This window comes from Pseudoalteromonas sp. NC201 (assembly GCF_002850255.1).
In the GTDB taxonomy this organism is placed as follows: Bacteria; Pseudomonadota; Gammaproteobacteria; order Enterobacterales; family Alteromonadaceae; genus Pseudoalteromonas.
On record NZ_CP022522.1, the window covers coordinates 513,321 to 531,721 of the forward strand.

At 44.1% G+C, this 18,401-nt stretch carries 22 protein-coding genes; 12 read left to right on the forward strand and 10 right to left on the reverse strand.

Translation table 11 applies throughout. The annotated features are described in order from the left end of the window. Positions 1 to 13: 13 nt before the first annotated feature. The gene (gene trmH, locus PNC201_RS02195) at positions 14 to 712 is read right to left on the reverse strand and encodes a tRNA (guanosine(18)-2'-O)-methyltransferase TrmH (protein WP_010605868.1); all 699 of its coding nucleotides are present in this window, start codon (positions 710 to 712) and stop codon (positions 14 to 16) included. Positions 713 to 762: 50 nt separating this feature from the next. Further along, on the reverse strand, positions 763 to 1,221 hold the full coding sequence (gene asnC, locus PNC201_RS02200; RefSeq protein ID WP_010374296.1) for a transcriptional regulator AsnC: 459 nt from the start codon (positions 1,219 to 1,221) through the stop codon (positions 763 to 765). Between the two features lie 161 nt (positions 1,222 to 1,382). Here asnC and asnA point away from each other — a divergent pair, with 161 nt between their 5' ends. The 6 genes from asnA to PNC201_RS02230 all read left to right on the forward strand — a co-directional run bounded on the left by asnA (position 1,383) and on the right by PNC201_RS02230 (position 7,752). Next, complete coding sequence (asnA, locus tag PNC201_RS02205; protein ID WP_102056035.1) at positions 1,383 to 2,378, forward strand: aspartate--ammonia ligase; 996 nt, start codon at positions 1,383 to 1,385, stop codon at positions 2,376 to 2,378. A 907-nt stretch (positions 2,379 to 3,285) separates the two neighbouring features. Then, on the forward strand, positions 3,286 to 3,909 hold the full coding sequence (gene gmk / locus PNC201_RS02210; protein ID WP_010605867.1) for a guanylate kinase: 624 nt from the start codon (positions 3,286 to 3,288) through the stop codon (positions 3,907 to 3,909). Between the two features lie 102 nt (positions 3,910 to 4,011). Next, positions 4,012 to 4,287 carry a DNA-directed RNA polymerase subunit omega gene (gene rpoZ / locus PNC201_RS02215; protein WP_010374289.1) on the forward strand — a complete coding sequence of 92 codons (276 nt, stop codon included), beginning with the start codon at positions 4,012 to 4,014 and terminating at the stop codon, positions 4,285 to 4,287. Positions 4,288 to 4,535: 248 nt separating this feature from the next. Then, complete coding sequence (gene spoT / locus PNC201_RS02220) at positions 4,536 to 6,638, forward strand: bifunctional GTP diphosphokinase/guanosine-3',5'-bis pyrophosphate 3'-pyrophosphohydrolase (RefSeq protein ID WP_010605866.1); 2,103 nt, start codon at positions 4,536 to 4,538, stop codon at positions 6,636 to 6,638. 10 nt (positions 6,639 to 6,648) lie between these two features. Beyond that, positions 6,649 to 7,041, forward strand: coding sequence for a RidA family protein (locus PNC201_RS02225; protein WP_010374286.1), 393 nt, complete (start codon positions 6,649 to 6,651; stop codon positions 7,039 to 7,041). A 120-nt stretch (positions 7,042 to 7,161) separates the two neighbouring features. Beyond that, entirely contained in the window at positions 7,162 to 7,752 is a 591-nt protein-coding gene (locus tag PNC201_RS02230) for a biliverdin-producing heme oxygenase (protein WP_102056036.1), read from the forward strand. Positions 7,753 to 7,823: 71 nt separating this feature from the next. Here PNC201_RS02230 and PNC201_RS02235 read toward each other — a convergent pair whose 3' ends face one another. The 5 genes from PNC201_RS02235 to PNC201_RS02245 all read right to left on the reverse strand — a co-directional run bounded on the left by PNC201_RS02235 (position 7,824) and on the right by PNC201_RS02245 (position 9,583). Beyond that, positions 7,824 to 8,048 carry a hypothetical protein gene (locus PNC201_RS02235; protein ID WP_010605864.1) on the reverse strand — a complete coding sequence of 75 codons (225 nt, stop codon included), beginning with the start codon at positions 8,046 to 8,048 and terminating at the stop codon, positions 7,824 to 7,826. A gap of 44 nt (positions 8,049 to 8,092) precedes the next feature. Beyond that, on the reverse strand, positions 8,093 to 8,773 hold the full coding sequence (locus tag PNC201_RS02240) for a hypothetical protein (protein ID WP_102056037.1): 681 nt from the start codon (positions 8,771 to 8,773) through the stop codon (positions 8,093 to 8,095). 32 nt (positions 8,774 to 8,805) lie between these two features. Further along, positions 8,806 to 8,952, reverse strand: a complete 147-nt coding sequence (locus PNC201_RS23225; protein ID WP_158299095.1) for a hypothetical protein — start codon at positions 8,950 to 8,952, stop codon at positions 8,806 to 8,808. 94 nt (positions 8,953 to 9,046) lie between these two features. Next, positions 9,047 to 9,220, reverse strand: coding sequence for a hypothetical protein (locus PNC201_RS23365; RefSeq protein WP_199539673.1), 174 nt, complete (start codon positions 9,218 to 9,220; stop codon positions 9,047 to 9,049). 45 nt (positions 9,221 to 9,265) lie between these two features. Beyond that, positions 9,266 to 9,583 (reverse strand): helix-turn-helix domain-containing protein, encoded by a 318-nt coding sequence (locus PNC201_RS02245; RefSeq protein ID WP_010374283.1) that lies wholly within the window; start codon positions 9,581 to 9,583, stop codon positions 9,266 to 9,268. Positions 9,584 to 9,837: 254 nt separating this feature from the next. Between PNC201_RS02245 and PNC201_RS02250 the strand changes: the two genes are divergently transcribed. Beyond that, positions 9,838 to 10,071, forward strand: coding sequence for a hypothetical protein (locus PNC201_RS02250; RefSeq protein WP_010374281.1), 234 nt, complete (start codon positions 9,838 to 9,840; stop codon positions 10,069 to 10,071). 99 nt (positions 10,072 to 10,170) lie between these two features. Here PNC201_RS02250 and PNC201_RS02255 read toward each other — a convergent pair whose 3' ends face one another. The 3 genes from PNC201_RS02255 to PNC201_RS02265 form a co-directional block, all read right to left on the reverse strand. Then, complete coding sequence (locus PNC201_RS02255; protein WP_370599249.1) at positions 10,171 to 10,623, reverse strand: DUF3299 domain-containing protein; 453 nt, start codon at positions 10,621 to 10,623, stop codon at positions 10,171 to 10,173. 64 nt (positions 10,624 to 10,687) lie between these two features. Further along, entirely contained in the window at positions 10,688 to 12,043 is a 1,356-nt protein-coding gene (locus tag PNC201_RS02260; RefSeq protein ID WP_102056038.1) for an ABC transporter permease, read from the reverse strand. Then, positions 12,037 to 12,729: an ABC transporter ATP-binding protein gene (locus PNC201_RS02265; protein ID WP_102056039.1), complete on the reverse strand. Its 693-nt coding sequence runs from the start codon at positions 12,727 to 12,729 to the stop codon at positions 12,037 to 12,039. The genes PNC201_RS02260 and PNC201_RS02265 overlap by 7 nt, the downstream gene beginning before the upstream one ends. 188 nt (positions 12,730 to 12,917) lie before the next feature. Here PNC201_RS02265 and PNC201_RS02270 point away from each other — a divergent pair, with 188 nt between their 5' ends. The 5 genes from PNC201_RS02270 to PNC201_RS02290 all read left to right on the forward strand — a co-directional run bounded on the left by PNC201_RS02270 (position 12,918) and on the right by PNC201_RS02290 (position 18,333). Continuing rightward, positions 12,918 to 14,018: a phosphoribosylaminoimidazolesuccinocarboxamide synthase gene (locus PNC201_RS02270; RefSeq protein WP_102056040.1), complete on the forward strand. Its 1,101-nt coding sequence runs from the start codon at positions 12,918 to 12,920 to the stop codon at positions 14,016 to 14,018. Positions 14,019 to 14,133: 115 nt separating this feature from the next. Next, positions 14,134 to 14,766: a methylamine utilization protein gene (locus PNC201_RS02275; protein ID WP_039492810.1), complete on the forward strand. Its 633-nt coding sequence runs from the start codon at positions 14,134 to 14,136 to the stop codon at positions 14,764 to 14,766. After that, the gene (locus PNC201_RS02280; RefSeq protein WP_102056041.1) at positions 14,763 to 17,099 is read left to right on the forward strand and encodes a putative bifunctional diguanylate cyclase/phosphodiesterase; all 2,337 of its coding nucleotides are present in this window, start codon (positions 14,763 to 14,765) and stop codon (positions 17,097 to 17,099) included. The genes PNC201_RS02275 and PNC201_RS02280 overlap by 4 nt, the downstream gene beginning before the upstream one ends. Next, on the forward strand, positions 17,086 to 17,913 hold the full coding sequence (locus PNC201_RS02285) for a DUF3034 family protein (protein ID WP_102056042.1): 828 nt from the start codon (positions 17,086 to 17,088) through the stop codon (positions 17,911 to 17,913). Before PNC201_RS02280 ends, PNC201_RS02285 begins: the two co-directional genes overlap by 14 nt. Then, positions 17,914 to 18,333 (forward strand): group I truncated hemoglobin, encoded by a 420-nt coding sequence (locus PNC201_RS02290; RefSeq protein ID WP_102056043.1) that lies wholly within the window; start codon positions 17,914 to 17,916, stop codon positions 18,331 to 18,333. It begins immediately after the preceding gene. The last annotated feature ends 68 nt before the right edge of the window (positions 18,334 to 18,401 follow it).

Genomic DNA, 18,401 nt, shown 5'->3' on the forward strand with positions numbered 1-18,401 from the left:
CGATCCGCGTTATTTATTTCTTCTGCGTAAACTTAAGAATGTCCCAAAAAGCGTCGTCTGCAACGATTTCACCGTGCTCATCAAGTGCCGGGTAAGGTAGCCCTTTTTCGCGACAGCGGGTTGCAATGATTGGATGACATCCTTCAAATAGTAACTTATGTTTTACCACAGGATCCATCATATCTGTACGTTTGTACAGTCCGGCTGCATCTCTTTGGCGCTGCGCTTCGTATAAAATAAGCGCTGCGGCAACAGACACGTTGAGTGATTGCACCATACCTTGCATTGGGATCACGATGTGCTGATCCGCATGCTCAAGTGCGCGCTCTGAGATCCCTAAACGCTCTTGCCCGACAATAATAGCGGTAGGTTTGGTGTAATCAATTTCACGAAAATCAACGGCGCTATCGCTAAGGTTGGTTGCTAATAATTGTACACCTGGGTTTTGTTCACGAATTGTCGCAACAGCTTGGTCTATATCCTCATGCATATGGGTTTCAACCCAATTTTTGCTGCCGCCAGAGGTATTGTTTGTTAACCGTCTTTGATCTTGTGGCCATACTGCGTGTACGTGGTGACAGCCAACCGCATCTGCGGTACGCACAATCGCTGACAGATTATGGTGCTTATGCACTTCATCTAGGCACACTGTGAGGTCGGTTTGGCGTCTATCTAGTACGCTTTTTACACGATGGAATCTATTCTCAGCCATCTACTTACTACTCTAATCAAAAAATTCCCGCGATTATAACAAAAAAGAAGCTAGGGCATAACGGTGCGCTGAATTGGGTTTTGCAGTGAGATTAGTGTTTCGGTTGACTGGATAGACTCAATGGTCTGCACTTTATTAATAAGCACATCTTGAAGGTGGTCGATGGAGCGCGCCATCACTTTGATAAAAATGCTGTAATTGCCCGTGGTGTAGTAGGCTTCAACAACTTCTTCAAATTCCTTCAAACGTGCGATGGCTCCCGGGTAGTCGCCAGCGTGTTTTAAGTTTATTCCGATAAAACAGCAGACATCATAACCAAGTCGTTTGGCATTAATGCTCACTTGAGTCCCTTCAATGATCCCCGCTTGCTTCATTTTTTCGACCCGAACATGGATGGTACCGGCGCTAACAGCAAATCTTTTTGCTAATTCCGCGTAGGGCGTTCGTGCATTTTCTTTTAAAGCGTGAAGGATGGATCTATCCAGATTGTCGATCTCATAATTTTCCATGTAAATATCCATTAACAATTATCGTTTATATAAAATTTATAGCATATTTTTGATGAAAATAATTATGTAAAGGTGTTTTTGTTGCGGGTTATTGATGTTTGTGTCGGTTTCTTTAAATATAGACTCAACAAAACGACAAATTCGGGAATGAGGACCTAACCATGTTGAGCAAGTATCAAGAGACACAAAAACAGATAGCACGAGTAAAACAAGTATTTTCAGCACAGCTAACCGAGCAATTGGGTTTAGTTGAAGTACAAGCGCCTATTCTGGCGCGTTTGGGCGACGGTATTCAAGACAACCTAAGTGGCCACGAGCAGGCGGTACAGGTAAAAGTGAAAACGCTACCGGATGCGCAGTTTGAGGTAGTGCATTCACTTGCTAAGTGGAAGCGTAAAACACTAGGTGATTATGGTTTTGCTAAAGGCGAAGGCCTCTATACGCACATGAAAGCGCTACGTCCAGACGAAGATAAGCTATCGCCAATCCATTCTGTCTATGTGGATCAGTGGGACTGGGAAAAGGTGATTTGCGAAAACAGTGAGCGTTCGCTGGCAAAACTAAAAGAAACGGTAGAAACCCTTTATCGCTCAATTAAAGCAACGGAAAAAGTGGTTGAGGATGAATTTGGCATTGCGGCATTCCTTCCTGAGAAAATTACGTTTGTGCACAGCGAAGAATTACGCACTATGTATCCAGATTTTACTGCCAAGCAACGTGAAAAAGCGATTGCCCAAGAATATGGCGCGGTGTTTTTAATTGGCATTGGTGGTGAGCTTGGTGATGGTAAGATTCATGACGTTCGCGCGCCGGATTATGACGACTGGTCAACGCCAACGTGCGACAAATACCAAGGACTTAACGGTGATATTTTGGTGTGGAACCCAGTGCTAGAAGACGCATTTGAAATCTCATCAATGGGCATTCGTGTTTGCCCTGACTCACTTGCAAGACAGCTTAAATTAACCGATGACGAAGCACGCTTGAGCTTAGATTGGCACCAACAATTAGTAGCGGGGGAATTACCACAAACCATAGGAGGTGGTATTGGCCAATCGCGTTTAGTGATGTTGCTGTTGCAAAAGCAGCATATTGGTCAGGTACAAGTTGGGGTATGGCCTGAAGAAGTAAGTAGCAGCGTAGCTGATTTGCTTTAAAAGATCGCGAGGTGAACTCGCTCCTACTGGGTGAACATTCTGGTAGGAGCTGCTTTACGCGGCGAGCTATTAAGAGAGCGCGAAGTGAGCTCGCTCCAACTGGGTTAATATTTTGGTAGGAGCCGCTTCACGCGGCGAGCAGTGAAAAGATCGCGAGGTGAACTCGCTCCTACGGGGTGAATACTTGGGTAGGAGATGCTTTAGGCGGCGAGCAGTTAAAAGATCGCGAGATGAACTCGCTCCTACGGGGTGAACACTCTGGTAGGAGCCGCTTTACGCGGCGAGCAGTGAAAAGATCGCGAGGTGAACTCGCTCCGACGGGTGAATACTCTGGTAGGAGATGCTTTACGCGGCGAGCAGTGAAAAGATCGCGAGGTGAACTCGCTCCTACTGGGTGAACACCGTGGTAGGAGCCGCTTCACGCGGCGAGCAGTTAAGAGATCGCGAGGTGAACACCGTGGTAGGAGCCGCTTCACGCGGCGAGGGGTTAAGAGATCGCAAGGTGAACTCGCTCCTACGGGGTGAATACTTGGGTAGGAGATGCTTTAGGCGGCGAGCAGTTAAAAGATCGCGAGATGAACTCGCTCCAACGGGGTGAATACTCTGGTAGGAGCCGCTTTACGCGGCGAGCAGTTAAAAGATCGCGAGGTGAACTCGCTCCTACGGGGTGAATACCTTGGTAGGAGCAGCTTTACACAGCAAAATAACATTCTGTTTTAGAGGAATAAATTTAGCACAGTGATAGGTTTCTGGGTTACTCACAACGCTGAATTTATTCCTCGACTTTTCCTTATTCTCATCCCTAGTGTATTCTTATACGTTACTCGGTATAATGCCCGCTTTTAGCTCTGCGGCAGACTTGAGTAAACCAATATTACTCGGCCGGTACTTATTGTTGAGAATGACTATGACATCACCTACACGCGGTAATCTGTTTATCCTTTCTGCGCCTTCTGGTGCGGGTAAATCAAGTTTAATCAAAGCGTTATTGGAAAAGCACGACGATATTAAAGTGTCGGTGTCTCACACTACGCGTGCTCCTCGTCCAGGCGAAGAAAACGGCGTACATTACCATTTTGTCTCGGTTGATGAATTTAAGCAGCTGATCGATAAAGGCGATTTCTTTGAGTGGGCGCAAGTATTCGAAAATTACTACGGCACTTCAAAACAAGCGATAGAAGATCAGCTTGCCGCTGGTATTGATGTGTTTTTAGATATCGACTGGCAGGGTGCGCGTCAGGTGCGTGAGTTGATGCCTGAAGTAAAGACCATCTTTATTTTACCTCCTTCAACTGCGGAGCTAGAAAAGCGCTTAAATGGTCGTGGTCAAGACTCTCAAGAAGTAATCGCAGGTCGTATGGCTGAAGCGAAATCAGAAAGCTCACATTACAACGAGTTTGACTATATTCTTGTCAATGATGACTTTGAGCAAACACGCGGTGAGCTTGAACATATTGTGATTGCCGCAAGACTTGAGCAACAAGCACAGTCTATCCGTCATCAAGCGCTTATCGCTGACTTGCTAAAATAATTACTTTTAAACCTGAGGTTTTTTAACCATCAATACTTGGCGAAAGGCTAGACATACAGTAAAATAGCCTTTTGCATAATGAACTGAATTTGGAGTGCTTCGATGGCTCGCGTAACTGTAGAAGATGCAGTAGATAAAATTGGTAACCGCTTTGACTTGATTTTAGTAGCAGCGCGTCGCGCTCGCCAAATTTCTGTAGGCGGTAAAGATCCTATGGTTGATGCTGAAAACGACAAGCCAACCGTAATCGCGCTACGTGAAATTGAGCAAGGTTTTGTAACCACTGACTCGCTTGATATTATCGACCGTGAAGAGCAGCAGCATCAAGAAGCTGCAGAGCTTGCTGCAGTAGCTGCAATCGTTGGTGGCAACCGCTAATCCAACCACTGTCTAGATTCAATAATGCCAGCTTTTTTGCTGGCATTATTGTTTTATAGCAATTGAAATTAAGCAAATTGGTATAAATCGCCAGCACATTACACAACGCGTAACGCCTTTAACTTCCTAACAAGTAGCATAAATTGTTCATTGGCATTGCTGGTGTTTCATCGTATATTCTTAAGTAACTAGCTTGTAACCCGTTTTATACTCGCCGAGTATAGCTTCTCTGAAACATTGGAGTGTGAATGTATCTGTTTGAAGGCCTCAAAAAGAAAATCTCAGAATATTTGTCACCAGAAGACGTCGATTTGGTGCAAAAAGCCTATGTCGTGGCCCGTGAGGCACACGAGGGACAGACGCGCTCTAGCGGTGAGCCCTATATCACTCACCCAGTAGAAGTAACCCAGATCCTTGCGAGCATGAGGCTTGATCATGAAACACTCATGGCTGCGCTGATGCACGATGTTATTGAAGATACTGACTTTAGCCAAGACGACTTAGCAGAGATCTTTGGTGATACGGTCGCTGAGTTGGTGGAAGGGGTGTCAAAGCTCGATAAACTGAGCTTCAAAGATAAAAAAGAGTTCCAAGCCGAAAACTATCGTAAGATGATCATGGCGATGACGCAGGATATTCGTGTCATCCTTATTAAACTTGCAGACAGAACGCACAATATGCGAACGCTAGGTGCTTTGCGTCCTGACAAGCGCCGTCGAATTGCCCGCGAAACACTAGAGATTTATGCACCAATTGCAAACCGTCTTGGTATTCATGATATTAAAAATGAGTTAGAAGATCTCGGGTTTCAGGCGTTATATCCGATGCGCTATCGTGCGTTACGTTCAGAAGTCGCCAAAGCACGTGGTAATCGTAAAGAAGTGATCAGCAATATTCAGTCTGAGATTGAATCTAGACTGGAAGAAGCGGGTATTCAAGGCTCAGTAAAAGGCCGTGAAAAGCACTTATACAGTATTTACCGCAAGATGCTGAATAAAGAGTTAATGTTTAACGAGGTGATGGACATTTACGCCTTTAGGATCAATGTCGACAACCTAGATACTTGCTACCGTGTGCTAGGCGTTGCACATAATTTATATAAGCCAATTGAAACTCGTTTTAAAGACTATATTGCCGTACCGAAAACCAACGGTTACCAGTCGCTTCATACGTCGTTGGTAGGTCCGCACGGTATTCCGGTAGAAATCCAGATTCGTACTCATGATATGGATCATATGGCGGATAAAGGGGTAGCAGCGCACTGGATGTATAAAAAGTCAGGCGATAATGCCGGCCATACCGCGCAGCAGCGTGCGCGTCAGTGGATGCAAAGCTTACTTGAGCTACAGCAAAGTGCAGGCTCGTCTTTTGAATTTGTGGAAAACGTTAAAACCGAATTATTCCCAGAAGAAATTTACGTCTTTACGCCAGATGGCCGTATTGTCGAGTTACCTATGGGCGCAACGGCGGTAGATTTTGCCTATGCCGTGCATACCGATGTGGGTAATACCTGCGTGGGTGCTCGTGTAAACCGTAAGCCTTATCCTTTGAGTAAAGCGCTCGATACCGGCCAAACGGTCGAGGTTATTACTAGCTCAGGTGCACACCCTAACGCTACTTGGCTGAACTTTGTGGTAACGGGTAAAGCACGCCTTGGGATCCGCAATTATCTCAAGAGCCAACAAGAAGAAGAAGCGATCCAACTAGGCCGCCGTTTACTCGACTCGGCACTGGGTGAGTATAAGCTAGATGATATTGCTCAAGAGCAAATCGATAACGTACTTGAAGAGCATAACCTCAATACCTTGTTGGAGCTGCTGGTTGAGATTGGCTGTGGCAATATCATGAGTGTATTGATAGCGAAGCGTTTACTGCAAGATGATAATGCGGTAGAAGATATTGCTAAACGTGCTAAAGCCGCGATAATCGGAACAGAAGGCATGTTGGTAACCTATGCTAAATGTTGTCGCCCTGTGCCGGGTGACGCTATCACAGCATATATGAGCCAAGGCAAAGGCCTAATGGTTCACCGCCAAGAATGTAAAAATATTAAGGGTTGGCGCAACGAGCGTTCGAAGTACTTCGTCGTGAAGTGGGAAGACAACCCAGAGAAAGAATATATAGCAGCGCTGCGTGTGGAAATTATTAACCACCAAGGTGCGTTGGCTAAATTAACCAATGTGGTTGCGACGACTCAAGCTAATATTGTCGAAATCGCAACGGACGAAAAAGAAAGTAATTTATACGTGATTGATTTAGGTATTACCGTGAAAAACCGAATTCATGTCGCTGATATTATGCGCCGAATTCGAGTGATGCCAGATGTACAACGCGTGTATCGTAAAAAATAAAGGAACATTAATGAACAAAGCTATTATTTCAACAGATAAAGCGCCAGCAGCAATTGGCACTTACAACCAAGCGGTAAAAGTTGGTACTGCGGTCTATTTATCTGGTCAAATTCCATTGGTACCAGAGACGATGGAATTTATTTCTGAAGATTTTGCAGAGCAAACGCACCAAGTGTTCAAAAACCTTATCGCAGTATGTGAAGAGGCTGGTGGCGAGTTACAAGATATGGTTAAGGTTAATATCTTCCTAACTGATCTGAGTAACTTTGCAACGGTCAACGAGATCATGGCTCAGTATTTTAGAAAGCCATACCCAGCTCGTGCTGCAATTGGTGTAAAAGAACTACCAAAAGGCGCACAAGTTGAGATTGATGGCATTATGGAGTTACCTTCAACTAACTAACCTCAGGTTAACTAATAGTTAGATATATTTCTTCGCTCCAGTGTCAATCGCTGGAGCGGCTTTTCGAAAAGCCAACACAGTCCACTCATTTTCCCCTCGCTTTACATTACAGGAAGTCCCATGACCGCAGCCAGCGCACTTACTAGCCGTGCATTGAAATTAAAAGCAAGTACTGCTGATCTTCATGACAGTATAGATAGCAGCATTATGGCAAAAGACCCGTTCGCCAGCATTGAGCGTTATCTCCAGTTTTTGACTCTTCAGTACCTGTTTCTTAAAGATGTCGCTGCATTATATGATCACCGTGAACTCTCTATGCATATTGACGATCTCAAATCGCGCCGACGGCTTGGGTTGTTGGAGCAGGACTTTGCTGACTTACAGCACACATTACCTGTGCCGTCTTTGTCGCCGTTTATCACAACTTCAACAGAGTTTGCGACTGCTTTGGGAGCGCTTTATGTCGTTGAAGGCTCTAAGGTTGGGGCCGCGATGCTTGGGCGTCAAGTGCAGGCGCGTTTGCCTGTCACAGGTGAGTATGGTGCGCGTTACTTAGCAGGCCCAGGTTCCGGGCGCGGCAGTGCGTGGCGTCACTTAATTCAATTTATCGATACGGTTGAGTTAACTAGTACGCAAGAAGATGCATTGATCACCGGCGCTCGTCAGGCCTTTATGCGTTTTCAGCAGTATCAAGCAGAGGTCTATACTTAATACAATTGGTATAAGTTGAACGGAGAATAACAGGGTTGTTGTCGCGACATAGTGTCGCGACAGGTTAGTGACTAGCACATATTGGTTGGGCAATCACAATGTAATGTATTTGGCTCAGGAACACACGCTAACTCCTTAGATGGGCAGGCCATCGTTGGGCCATCGGTGTCACAGTTTAAGTCGCGACTACAATAGTAGGAACAACCACCACCAATCTCACGGGTCTTGTTGTTATCCAAAATTAGCTTACTACCTGCTAATGACTTCAATTGCTTTTTGTTCAGTTTTAAATCCATCGTTTATTCCTTCAATTGATTTAGGGTAAAAGCAGCACAGATCACTATGACCTATGCTGTGGCTCGGATTTTTTAAGCGTTAAGTCTTCTTCACTTTCTTTAATTGGCGCAGGACGAAAACGTTCAACATAGATTGTAGCTAGAAGTGTGGTAATAACAGCAGCCAGTAGAACGGATTTTACATATGGGTAGCTATAATAAACGATACCCCACTTCCAAAATTGTTTTGCAAAACTTTCATCTACTCCAAAGTGTTCTAGATTACGAATAATGTTCTCAGCGAAAGCTGCTAAGTCTACAAGCATAAACAAAAAGAAGATCCCAACAAGTATGATATCGGCATGTGTCATGTAGATATATTCTTTCCTAGCTTTTTGGAATTTATTCACAAATCTCAAAGAGAACCTTACTCTATTCTTGATAGTTAGATAGGTTAGTAAGTCGCAGATGAAATGAATGCCTACAATAAACATGTTTTGTTTATATGGAGGAGCATTAGCGAAAAGATTTTCTACGAAAGATACAAGCGAAAACTCTAAAATTATAATTGCTATCAATACAGTAGATAGGTGCGTAATATTAAGCTGCTCTTTGGAAAATATCGCTAAAATAAAAACTAAAGCTAACATAGGAAGGTACGTAGTTTGCTCCAGAATAATAAGTGTATGTATAAATCCCGTTGCAACGAGAAACATGATAAATAAAAAAACTAGTGATTTGTTCATTTCTTAACCTTAATAAAGGTACTAGTTGAGGCTTAGCCTGGCTTTTCAGATTTAGGCTCTAACTTAGGGTCGTCCTTGATTGAGCCATCACTCCCACCCGTTATATGCTCTAGGAAATGGCTATTTAGCACAACAAAACGGACTCTTTTAGTACTTTTGACTTTATTTGAATATCTCATCTTCTATTCCTTATAGGTTTTTGCAGTGGTTAAAGTCATTAATACTGTACTCTGAAACTCACCTATTGAGAATATTTTGTAAAGCTAAAGTAACTTATATGCCTAGTTTTGGATCTACTACTGTTCCGCCATGAGAAGCCATAGAGGAAGTTCGAGGGTCATGTTTAACCACTCCTAGGCTGCCACCTTTAATGGACTTTACACTGTATATTGGTAACTTTTTGATTTTTATTGCCTTACTAAGTTTTTTTTGCATTCCAAATTTCATTCTTTTATTCCTTTTGCAGCTTAATTCAGCTGATAACATGATTACTTACTCTTCCATTTTCTTTGCATCAGGAGAGGTCGGGCTTTTGCGTCTTAATTGGGTATCACTAATTAAGCTCCGTAGCGCTTGAAACTGTTTAATAATGGGAGAAAGGTCAATATCACAGTACCTACACCAAACCTGAAAGTGATCCCAAGGTATGCGGCTTACACCATTTTCATAGTTTTCGTATGTTTGGCGGCTAATACCCACAAGGTCAGCCATTTGCTGCGTGGTTTTTTGGGCAGCAAGGCGCATTCTTCTAAGGTCGTCACCGTTATATTTAAAATAGGGATTGCCCACCAATTTAGTCCTTTCTTGCATGGGGAGTCTGCTCAGTGCCACCCAAGTTATTTTTATGTGTAATCTTTGTTAATTTGTAATTGTAATCAATAAAAATGTTTCTGCAAGAGGAAATTTAATTAGTAAGATCTGAAAGTGGCGCTCAGAAATACACTTATACTTTTCACTTTATTTTCATCATTTTAATAGAAAAGTTGGTTCGACAAGATTTTTTAGCGACGCTTTTGTTACTGTAGTGTGAAATGAAACAAGGGTAACAACTGGCTGAGGGTGATATGGATTATCTACGTCAATATAACGACTTAAATATTCTCTATGAAGCACTTAAAAAATCGAGTCGCGGAGAGGTTGAGATAGCTGAGACGACCACTAAGTGGTTTTCTCTTGTAGAGAGTACTTTATTTGAGCTTCAGGAGCTGGCGTATATGGAAAAGGCGTATATGCAAAAGTCGCGAACCATGAATAATCTCATCGAACTGGTGTATGCCAGTGTTCCTGCCACTGAGTAGGGTAAATAAAAGAAATAAAATTGTATGTTTTGCAGTGGTAAGAGTGCCAATCAAGCTCAATTAAGTATTGGCACTCTTTATTAGTGATTTATATGACTTTTAGAGCTCAAATGGCGCGACGCCTTTGGCTTCCATCATATAACCTGTTTGCGCGATGTCGCCCTTCCAAGTAGAAACCTTAATCGTGCCACTGACTGTGATTGCATCATATAGGCTTTCAATCGGAACACCGCCTTTGATTTTGACATGAACAATTTGATTTGGCGGCGGAGGCGGCACGTGGATGCAAGCGCCAAAGTAGGGAACCAACAAAAATTCGGTGATCACTTCACTGTCACCTTCAAGTGGTACAACAAAGCCGGGTAAGCTGACTAGTTGGCCGTCTAACTCTTTGACGACTGGGGCGTCTAAGTCAGGTTGCACCCAATTTTGCTCGGCGCCATCATGGCTTGCTGCGTCTTGATTGCTGATCTGGACATGCCCTTTTGGAATTAAATCTTCCCAGAATATCTCTTTAGGTGGTGCCGCATTTGCAATACCACTGAATACCATCGCAGTGATGAATGCAATGAAGTAAAAAACGTGAGTTCGTGCGGTTAACTGCATCTTGATCCTCTTAGGTTTTAATTTGCATGCCATCGGCAAGCGAGTAAAAATAAGCACGGGCGGCAGGAATGGCGCCGATCAAAGTACCTGCACCTATAATAACGCTTAGTAGCGTGAGTTCATAGGTTGAGAGCGCTGAGATACTTAGGACTACGCCAAATTGACTTTGTAGGCTGGATTGGGCAGCAATGAGCAAGGTATAAAAAAGCGCTACACCGAAAGCACATCCTAACACGGTAATAAAAATTGCTTCGCTAATGAGAAGTGTAAAAATATGCCAAGGCCGCGCACCAACGGAGCGTAGAATAGCAAGTTCTCGACGCCTTTGATTCAGCGTGGCGAGCAATGAGGTTAGCATGCCAAGCAAGCTTATCAACACCACCGCGAGGGTGATAAGCAGCAGGATTTTTTCGACAATATCTAGCATTTCCCACAATTCCCTCAATGTCACCCCCGGCATAATTGCCAGTAAGGGTTCACCTTTATACTGATTAATATTTCTGCGCACCTGTAGGGTATAAAGTGGTGACTCAAAACCAAGTAAAAATGCAGTGATTTGCTTTGTCGAGCCAATTAAATCACCGGGTTTGGAGTCGAGGTTGTGAAGTAGAGCGCTATTGTTTTTACTGTCATGCTCATGCTCATGCTCATGCTCATGCTCATGCTCATGCTCATGCTCGTGGTGCGTTGCATCTTGTTTTCGTGCAACCATTCGAGATGGCTTGCTGTGGCCTGAGCTATGCATGCTCTCAATGGCACTTAACGGCACATGTAATGTTTTATCTACGGGCGTTCCCGTGGCTGCCAAAATGCCAGAAATAACCAGCGGATTGTCATCATGATGATGGAAACTGGTATTGCCCATGCCATGAGAAATGACGATTTTTTGTCCCAGCTGATAACCCAGCTTTTTTGCGACCATAGCCCCAAGCACCACTTCTTGGCCATTGTGAAATGGTCGACCAGCGGCAAAGGTGAGATGCTGTTTTTTAGCGTATTGATAATGACTGAAGTAACTTGCATCTGTGCCCAGCACAGCAAAGCCTTTATGGCTATCGCCTAAGCTAATGGGAATACTCCACGCAACACCGCGTTGTGCCTTGATGTACTCGTAACTTTGCCATTGTACGGCATTATTGGCGTGACCAATTCTAAATACGCTTGAAAGCAAAAGCTGAATATCACCAGTACGTGCGCCGACAATCAAGTCAGTGCCAGAAATAGTGTTCGCAAAGCTGGATTTTGCGTCTTGACGTACACGCTCAACCGACAGCAGTAACATGACACTAATTGCAATGGTCACTAGAGTTAGGGCAACGCTGGCTTTTCGGTTTAGCGTACTTTTCCACGCAAGTTTGATTAGCATAGCGGTGCTCCTTGTTGTAAATCAGGTAAGCTTATTTGCCTATCAAATAACGGCGCTAAGCTTTTGTCGTGACTGACAAAGAGAATAGATGCACTGTAAACCGCGGCTTGGCTAAAGAGTAATTTAATAAAGCCATCACGGCTGTCGGCATCGAGGGCTGAGGTTGGCTCATCGGCAATAATGATTTCGGGCCTGCCAATAAATGCGCGAGCGGCGGCTACGCGCTGCTGTTGGCCAATACTTAACTCCGCGACACTGCGCTGCTGAGTGTGCTCGTCTATACCAAGATCAGAGAGCAGAAGTGTAGCTTCCTGCTCAAGCGATTTATTCTGTGAGGAAATGTTTTGCCTGCGCTTTTTGGAAAATTCGCAGCCAAGGGTAACGTTTTCAACTGGCGACAAATAGGGCAACAAATTAAAGTTCTGAAAAATAGTACCTATATGGTCGGCTCTAAACTTATCTCGTTGGCCACGGCTCAGTGCGCTCGCGTTTGTACCTGCAATTTCAATTTCTCCCTGCTGGCAATCCAAGGTGCCGGCAATAAGTCCTAGCAAAGTCGATTTACCGCTGCCGCTTGGACCATGTAAAAACACGTGTTCACCCCGGGCGATATGTAGCTTAGGTATGGTTAGCACCGGGGTGCTCGACTTAGGCCATGTAAACTGTAATTGAGATATCGTAAGCATAACGCCTCAACGCTGGCAAATAATGTTGTGATGGTATAACAATAATGACTAAAGCAAAACTAAGTTAAGCTCAACAACAAGCGTGTAAGTTAAATTGTGATTTTTGTTCAGCTCGACTATTATAGCGACCCTAACCCCCTCATTATTTTGTGCCCTTTAGCAAGGCGCATCCTGTCATTGGAGTAACAATGAGTAGCTACAAAGTTTTAGACGTTAATGACGATCTTCCAATTCGCACTAAAGGTGCGGTTCACAGTGGTAAAGTACGTTCAGTTTATTGGTTAACCGACGCCGACAGTGCACGTTTAATTGAAGAAAAAGGCTATCAAGTCCCGGTTGGTACAGAGCTGGCAATTATGGTCATTTCAGACCGTATTTCAGCGTTTGATTGTATTTGGCAAGGTGAAAATGGTCTTAACGGTGTACCGGGTAAGGGCATTGCGCTTAACAGCGTTGCTTCACATTGGTTTTCACTTTTTGATAAAGCTGGCCTTGCAGGTAATCACATTGTTGATATTCCACATCCTTATGTTTGGATTGTGCGCAAAGCCAGTACGGTAAGAGTTGAAGCGATTGCGCGTCAATATATTACCGGCAGCATGTGGCGCGATTACGCAAAGGGCGTAAGGGAGTTTTGTGGCTTGCAATTACCAGAAGGTTTAGAGGCCAATCAAAAACTAGATAATGTCTTAATCACACCATCAACCAAAGGGATCATCAAAGGTTTAGCAGACGTATCTGAAGTGGATGACGTAAACATCTCTCGTAAAAACATCGAAGATAATCTTGCGGCGTTCAACTTTAAATCTGCGGCAGATGTGGATAAGTATGAGCAGTTGCTAACCGAGGGCTTTGCCCTGATAAGTAAAGAGCTTGAGAAACTTGATCAGATCTTTGTTGATACTAAATTTGAGTTTGGTTACGTTGAAGATAAAGACGGCCAAGAGCGCCTAATTTACATTGATGAAGTGGGTACGCCTGACTCGTCACGTATTTGGGATGGCCCAGCTTATCGTGATGGTAAGATCGTTGAAAACTCAAAAGAAGGCTTCCGTCAGCTATTGATAAACAACGTACCAGATAGCGATGTGCTGCTGAATAAAGACCGCATGCCTGAGCGAGAAGCGCTTGCTCGCGACTATCTATTGCCAGAAGCTGTGATGATGTCAGTAAGCGAAACTTACGTTGGGATCGCAAGTAAAATCGTTGGCCGTGAACTAACGATCCCTGCTGATCCTCGCCAAGAAGTTATTGATATTCTTGATAAGCAGTACGGTTTAATAGATTAATTCTTTTCAGTTGCCCTGATAGACAAGTTTATTAGGGCAATTTCCTCAATTCACTTGCTTTTCATTGCAAGGTCTCTTTTACTTAACCTAATTGTTGCAAAAAATAGAGTCAGATATGCGAACGTCTGTTCTACTCCTACTAAGTTTTTGTTTTTTATTCCTTTTAGATTCAAGCTGCGCAAATGCTGGGCAATTAACAGTGCTAGATGGCAGCGGCAAGCCCTTGCAGCACGCCGTTGTTGAATTGACGGACGAGCCTGTTGAGTCAGCAGCAAAAGCAGTGGCGGTTATGGATCAAATCAATAAACAGTTTGTTCCTTTCATCCTCACTATTCAAAAAGGACAATTGGTTAATTTTCCCAATAGCGATGATATCCGTCATCACGTTTATTCGTTTTCTGCGGTAAAACCTTTTGAGCTAAAGCTATACGCTGGCACGCCAAATCAACCGCTTAAGTTTGAAAACGCTGGTGTAGTGGTGTTAGGTTGTAACATTCACGACTCTATGGTGGGCTATATTTACATTGCAGATGACAAACAAGTATTGGTATCTGATGCGAATGGATTAGTAACTTTGCCGAATTCTACGAAACAAGTAACGGTATGGCATCCTTATCAAGATAATGACATAGATAGTCGGCAAACCGTGCAAATAGTGAACACAACGGCGCCAATGTCCGTAACAATAAAAACAACTTATCCAGCGCCGCGTAATACCTTTGGTGAGCGCTTTGGACAACATGAATGAATAACAGCTTTAAAAATAAAATAATTAGTCTCTGTATTTTGCTTATCCTTGTCACGGCGGGGATGAGCTTGGCAAGTTTTTGGTGGTCCACAAGTAAATTCAATGAAGCGCAAGTGCAAAGAAAAATTCAAGTGGCGCAAAATGTTTATCAACAATATTTAAAAGCGCGAGAGCAGCTATTGGTTACCGCGGCGACTGTACTGACCGCTGACTTTGGCTTTAAACAGGCGGTCGCGACAAGAGACGCACAAACCATCAGTAGTGTGTTGTTTAATCACTCCCGCCGTATTGATGCCGACTTAATGCTGTTGCTGGATGTGAAAGGCGACCTGATCTCCGCTAACAGAGAAGGACTCGACTTCCCGAGCGACACCAGAACTTGGATGCAAGCGTTGCAAAGCCACACCGACCACTCAGCTTTTGTGGTGCTTAGTGAGCAGTTGTATCAAGTGATTATTTTGCCTGTGCGAGCACCTAGGACGATTGCATACTCAATTATTGGCTTTGAGGTTGGATCTGCAGTGGCGCTAGAGCTCAAAGAGCTGACAGGAATGGAAACAAGCTTTGTTGGTGCCGCTGATAACCTAAAAGCAAGCTCGCTGACTGCTCTTGCACTCGGTGGTGATTTATTTACTTTCTTAGCGGCGCAAAAAACGACACGGTGGCTTAGCCAGTATCCGGTATATGAAAGTGCTGAGGTGAGCTTACCTTCTCTTGAAAGTAACCCGGTGAGTTTGGTACTCAGTGCGGATTTAACTACTCAGTATCAAGAATTCGATAAAATGGTGTTGACCATTATTTTACTCTCCCTCGGTACTATCCTTATTGGTTTTATCACCAGTGGTATTGTTGCCAAGAATCTTACGACACCGCTTAGTAAGCTTACTGAGTTGGCAAAACGCTTTGCTAAAGGGGATTACTCAGCCAAACTGGAAGAGGCTCGACCGACCCAAGAAATTTGCCAGCTTGTTGACGCTTTTAATGATATGGGCGAAGACATTCAAGAGCGTGAAGAGCAGATCCGCTTTCAAGCCAGTCATGACCATTTAACTGGATTTTTTAATCGTAATGCGGCTTTGGATAAACTACATAGTATGCTCAGCAGTGGTGCAGAGTATTACTTTATTGCCATAGACATAAAGGGATTGCGCCATATCAATGACAAGCTCGGCCCTCGGGTTGGAGATGATTGTATTAAAGCCGTGGCGAAACGGATAGCGGAGATCAATACAGCAGAAGGCGGATTGAATGTTAGGCTTGGCGGCGATGAGTTTTTAGTTGCACATCCAGCGAGTGCGTGTGCCGATCCGCAAAGTGCTGTGCTCGGTATTGTTGAATGCGCTGAGATGCTAAATCAAGGTCTGAGCAAGCCCTACACTGTGCAGGGGTTAGATATTTCGCTTCACTTTAGTATCGGCGTAGTGCATTACCCCAAACAAGCGCATACTCCCGAGGATGTTGTTCGCCGGGCTTTGATAGCAGTTGATACTGCAGCGCACGATGGTCATGATGTTTACTACTACCAATCTGGTGAAGATGAAGCCCACCTAGAGCGCCTGCAAATTATTGATGAACTAAAACACGCTATTGCCAACGACGATGGTCAGCTTTTTATGACCTACCAACCAAAGCTAAATATGAAAACCAATCGTATTGATAAGGTTGAGTCTCTTATTCGTTGGCAACGTAAAAATGGCGAATGGGTGTCGCCCGAACTATTTATCGATCTTGCCGAGCAATCAGGTTTGATTGTTGAGTTAACTCAGTGGGTAGTAAAGACTGTGGTGTCTCAAGTTGCTAATTGGGTACGCCAAGGTGAACGCATCAAGGCTGCCATTAATGTATCGGCACAAGACATCGCAGATAAAAACTTCTTGTCTCATCTTAAGACGCTACTAGACACATATAACGTCAAACCTGAGTTGATCACCATAGAGCTTACTGAGCGAGACATGATTGAGAATGAGGAAAAAGGTATTGCGGTTCTCCAAGCGCTCAAACAGCTTGGCGTGCAGGTCTCGCTTGATGATTATGGTGTCGGTCAAACCTCCCTTGGTCGATTAAAAATGTTACCTATTGATGAGTTGAAACTCGACAAGGTATTTATTTTAAAGCTCGCACAATCGGAAAAAGACCAGTTTATTGTGCGCTCCACTATCACGCTTGGTCACCAACTTGGTTTTAGCGTGGTCGCGGAAGGGGTTGAAGACAAAGCATCGCTTGAGCTACTTGAGTCAATGCAGTGTGATTATGCACAAGGTTACTATCTAAGTAAGCCGCTTAAAGCCGCAGACTTTGACCTGTGGCTGGGGAGATATAATGAAGTGGGCTAATGTTTTTGCCGCATGCTTAATAGTATGCGGACCAACTTACGCCGCAACAGGAAAGTTACTAGCGACTCCCGGGGTGTCACAGGTTGAGGGTAGTGCCGGTGGTGGTATTGTGCCATGGGCGCAGCTTGCCGGATATGCTTCGGAAGATGAATGGTCGGCGAGCGGGTTTTGTAGCCGAGCTAGCCTAAAAGACTACCAGCTCGATGTGTGTGGCGTTCAAGCCAACTTATTCAATCGCGTAGAGTTAAGTTTCGCTCGACAAAACTTCGATGTGGATGCGCTTAATCTTGATATTGAGCAAGATATTGTCGGTGCTAAGGTGCGGCTATATGGCGATATCGTCTACAGTAAATATCCACAATTGAGCTTTGGTATTCAGCATAAGTCCTTGGATGATGCAACGGTTGCCAATTTACTTGGCGCTGAAGAAGACTCAGGAACGGATTATTACTTAGCTGCAAGCAAACTGCATTTGGGTGCTGTAGGCGGTTATAACTGGTTCTGGAATATTACGATGAGGCACTCTAGAGCTAATCAACTTGGCATACTAGGTTATGGTGGGGCTAACGACAGTGCGCCTTGGCAACTAGAAGCCAGCAGCGCAGTATTTTTATCTAGGCATTGGGCTGTCGGTGCAGAATACCGCCAAAAATCCAATAACCTTGGACTTGGTGAATCAGATTGGAAAGATGTATTTGTCGCTTGGATCCCGAATAAGTCAGTAAGTGTTACGGCGGCATGGCTAGACCTTGGAAAAATCGCAGGGCAACCTTCTCAAACGGGTTGGTATCTATCTGTTACGGGGTACTTTTAAATGAAATGGCTATCACTAACGGCAATCTTGCTTTTCCTCGTGGCGTGTAGTGCTTCAACTCCACAAACCTCCCTATATGAGCAAATAGGGGGGAACGCCGGCGCAGAAAAGCTAGTAGACGCGTTTATTAAACAGATTGGCAATGATGACGTTATTTTACCGTATTTTAGAGAGTCCAATGTTAGGCACTTTCGTGAAGGGTTTATCACTCATCTGTGCGATACCTTAGATGGCCCTTGTGATTATGAAGGTGATAGCATGGTGCAGATCCACACCGGCATGGCTATTAGTGAGTCTGACTTTAATCGAGTGGTTGATCTCTTGATCAACGCAATGAATGAGGTTGGGATTGCTCACTCTGTACAAAATCAAGTTTTGGCCCGTCTAGCACCGATGCGAAGTGAAGTGATCAAGCTGTAGGCTCGATAGCAAAAAGCTTGCAGAGAGGTTTGTTTGTATTTTGTTAGTAAACTTGTCCTTGCAGATAA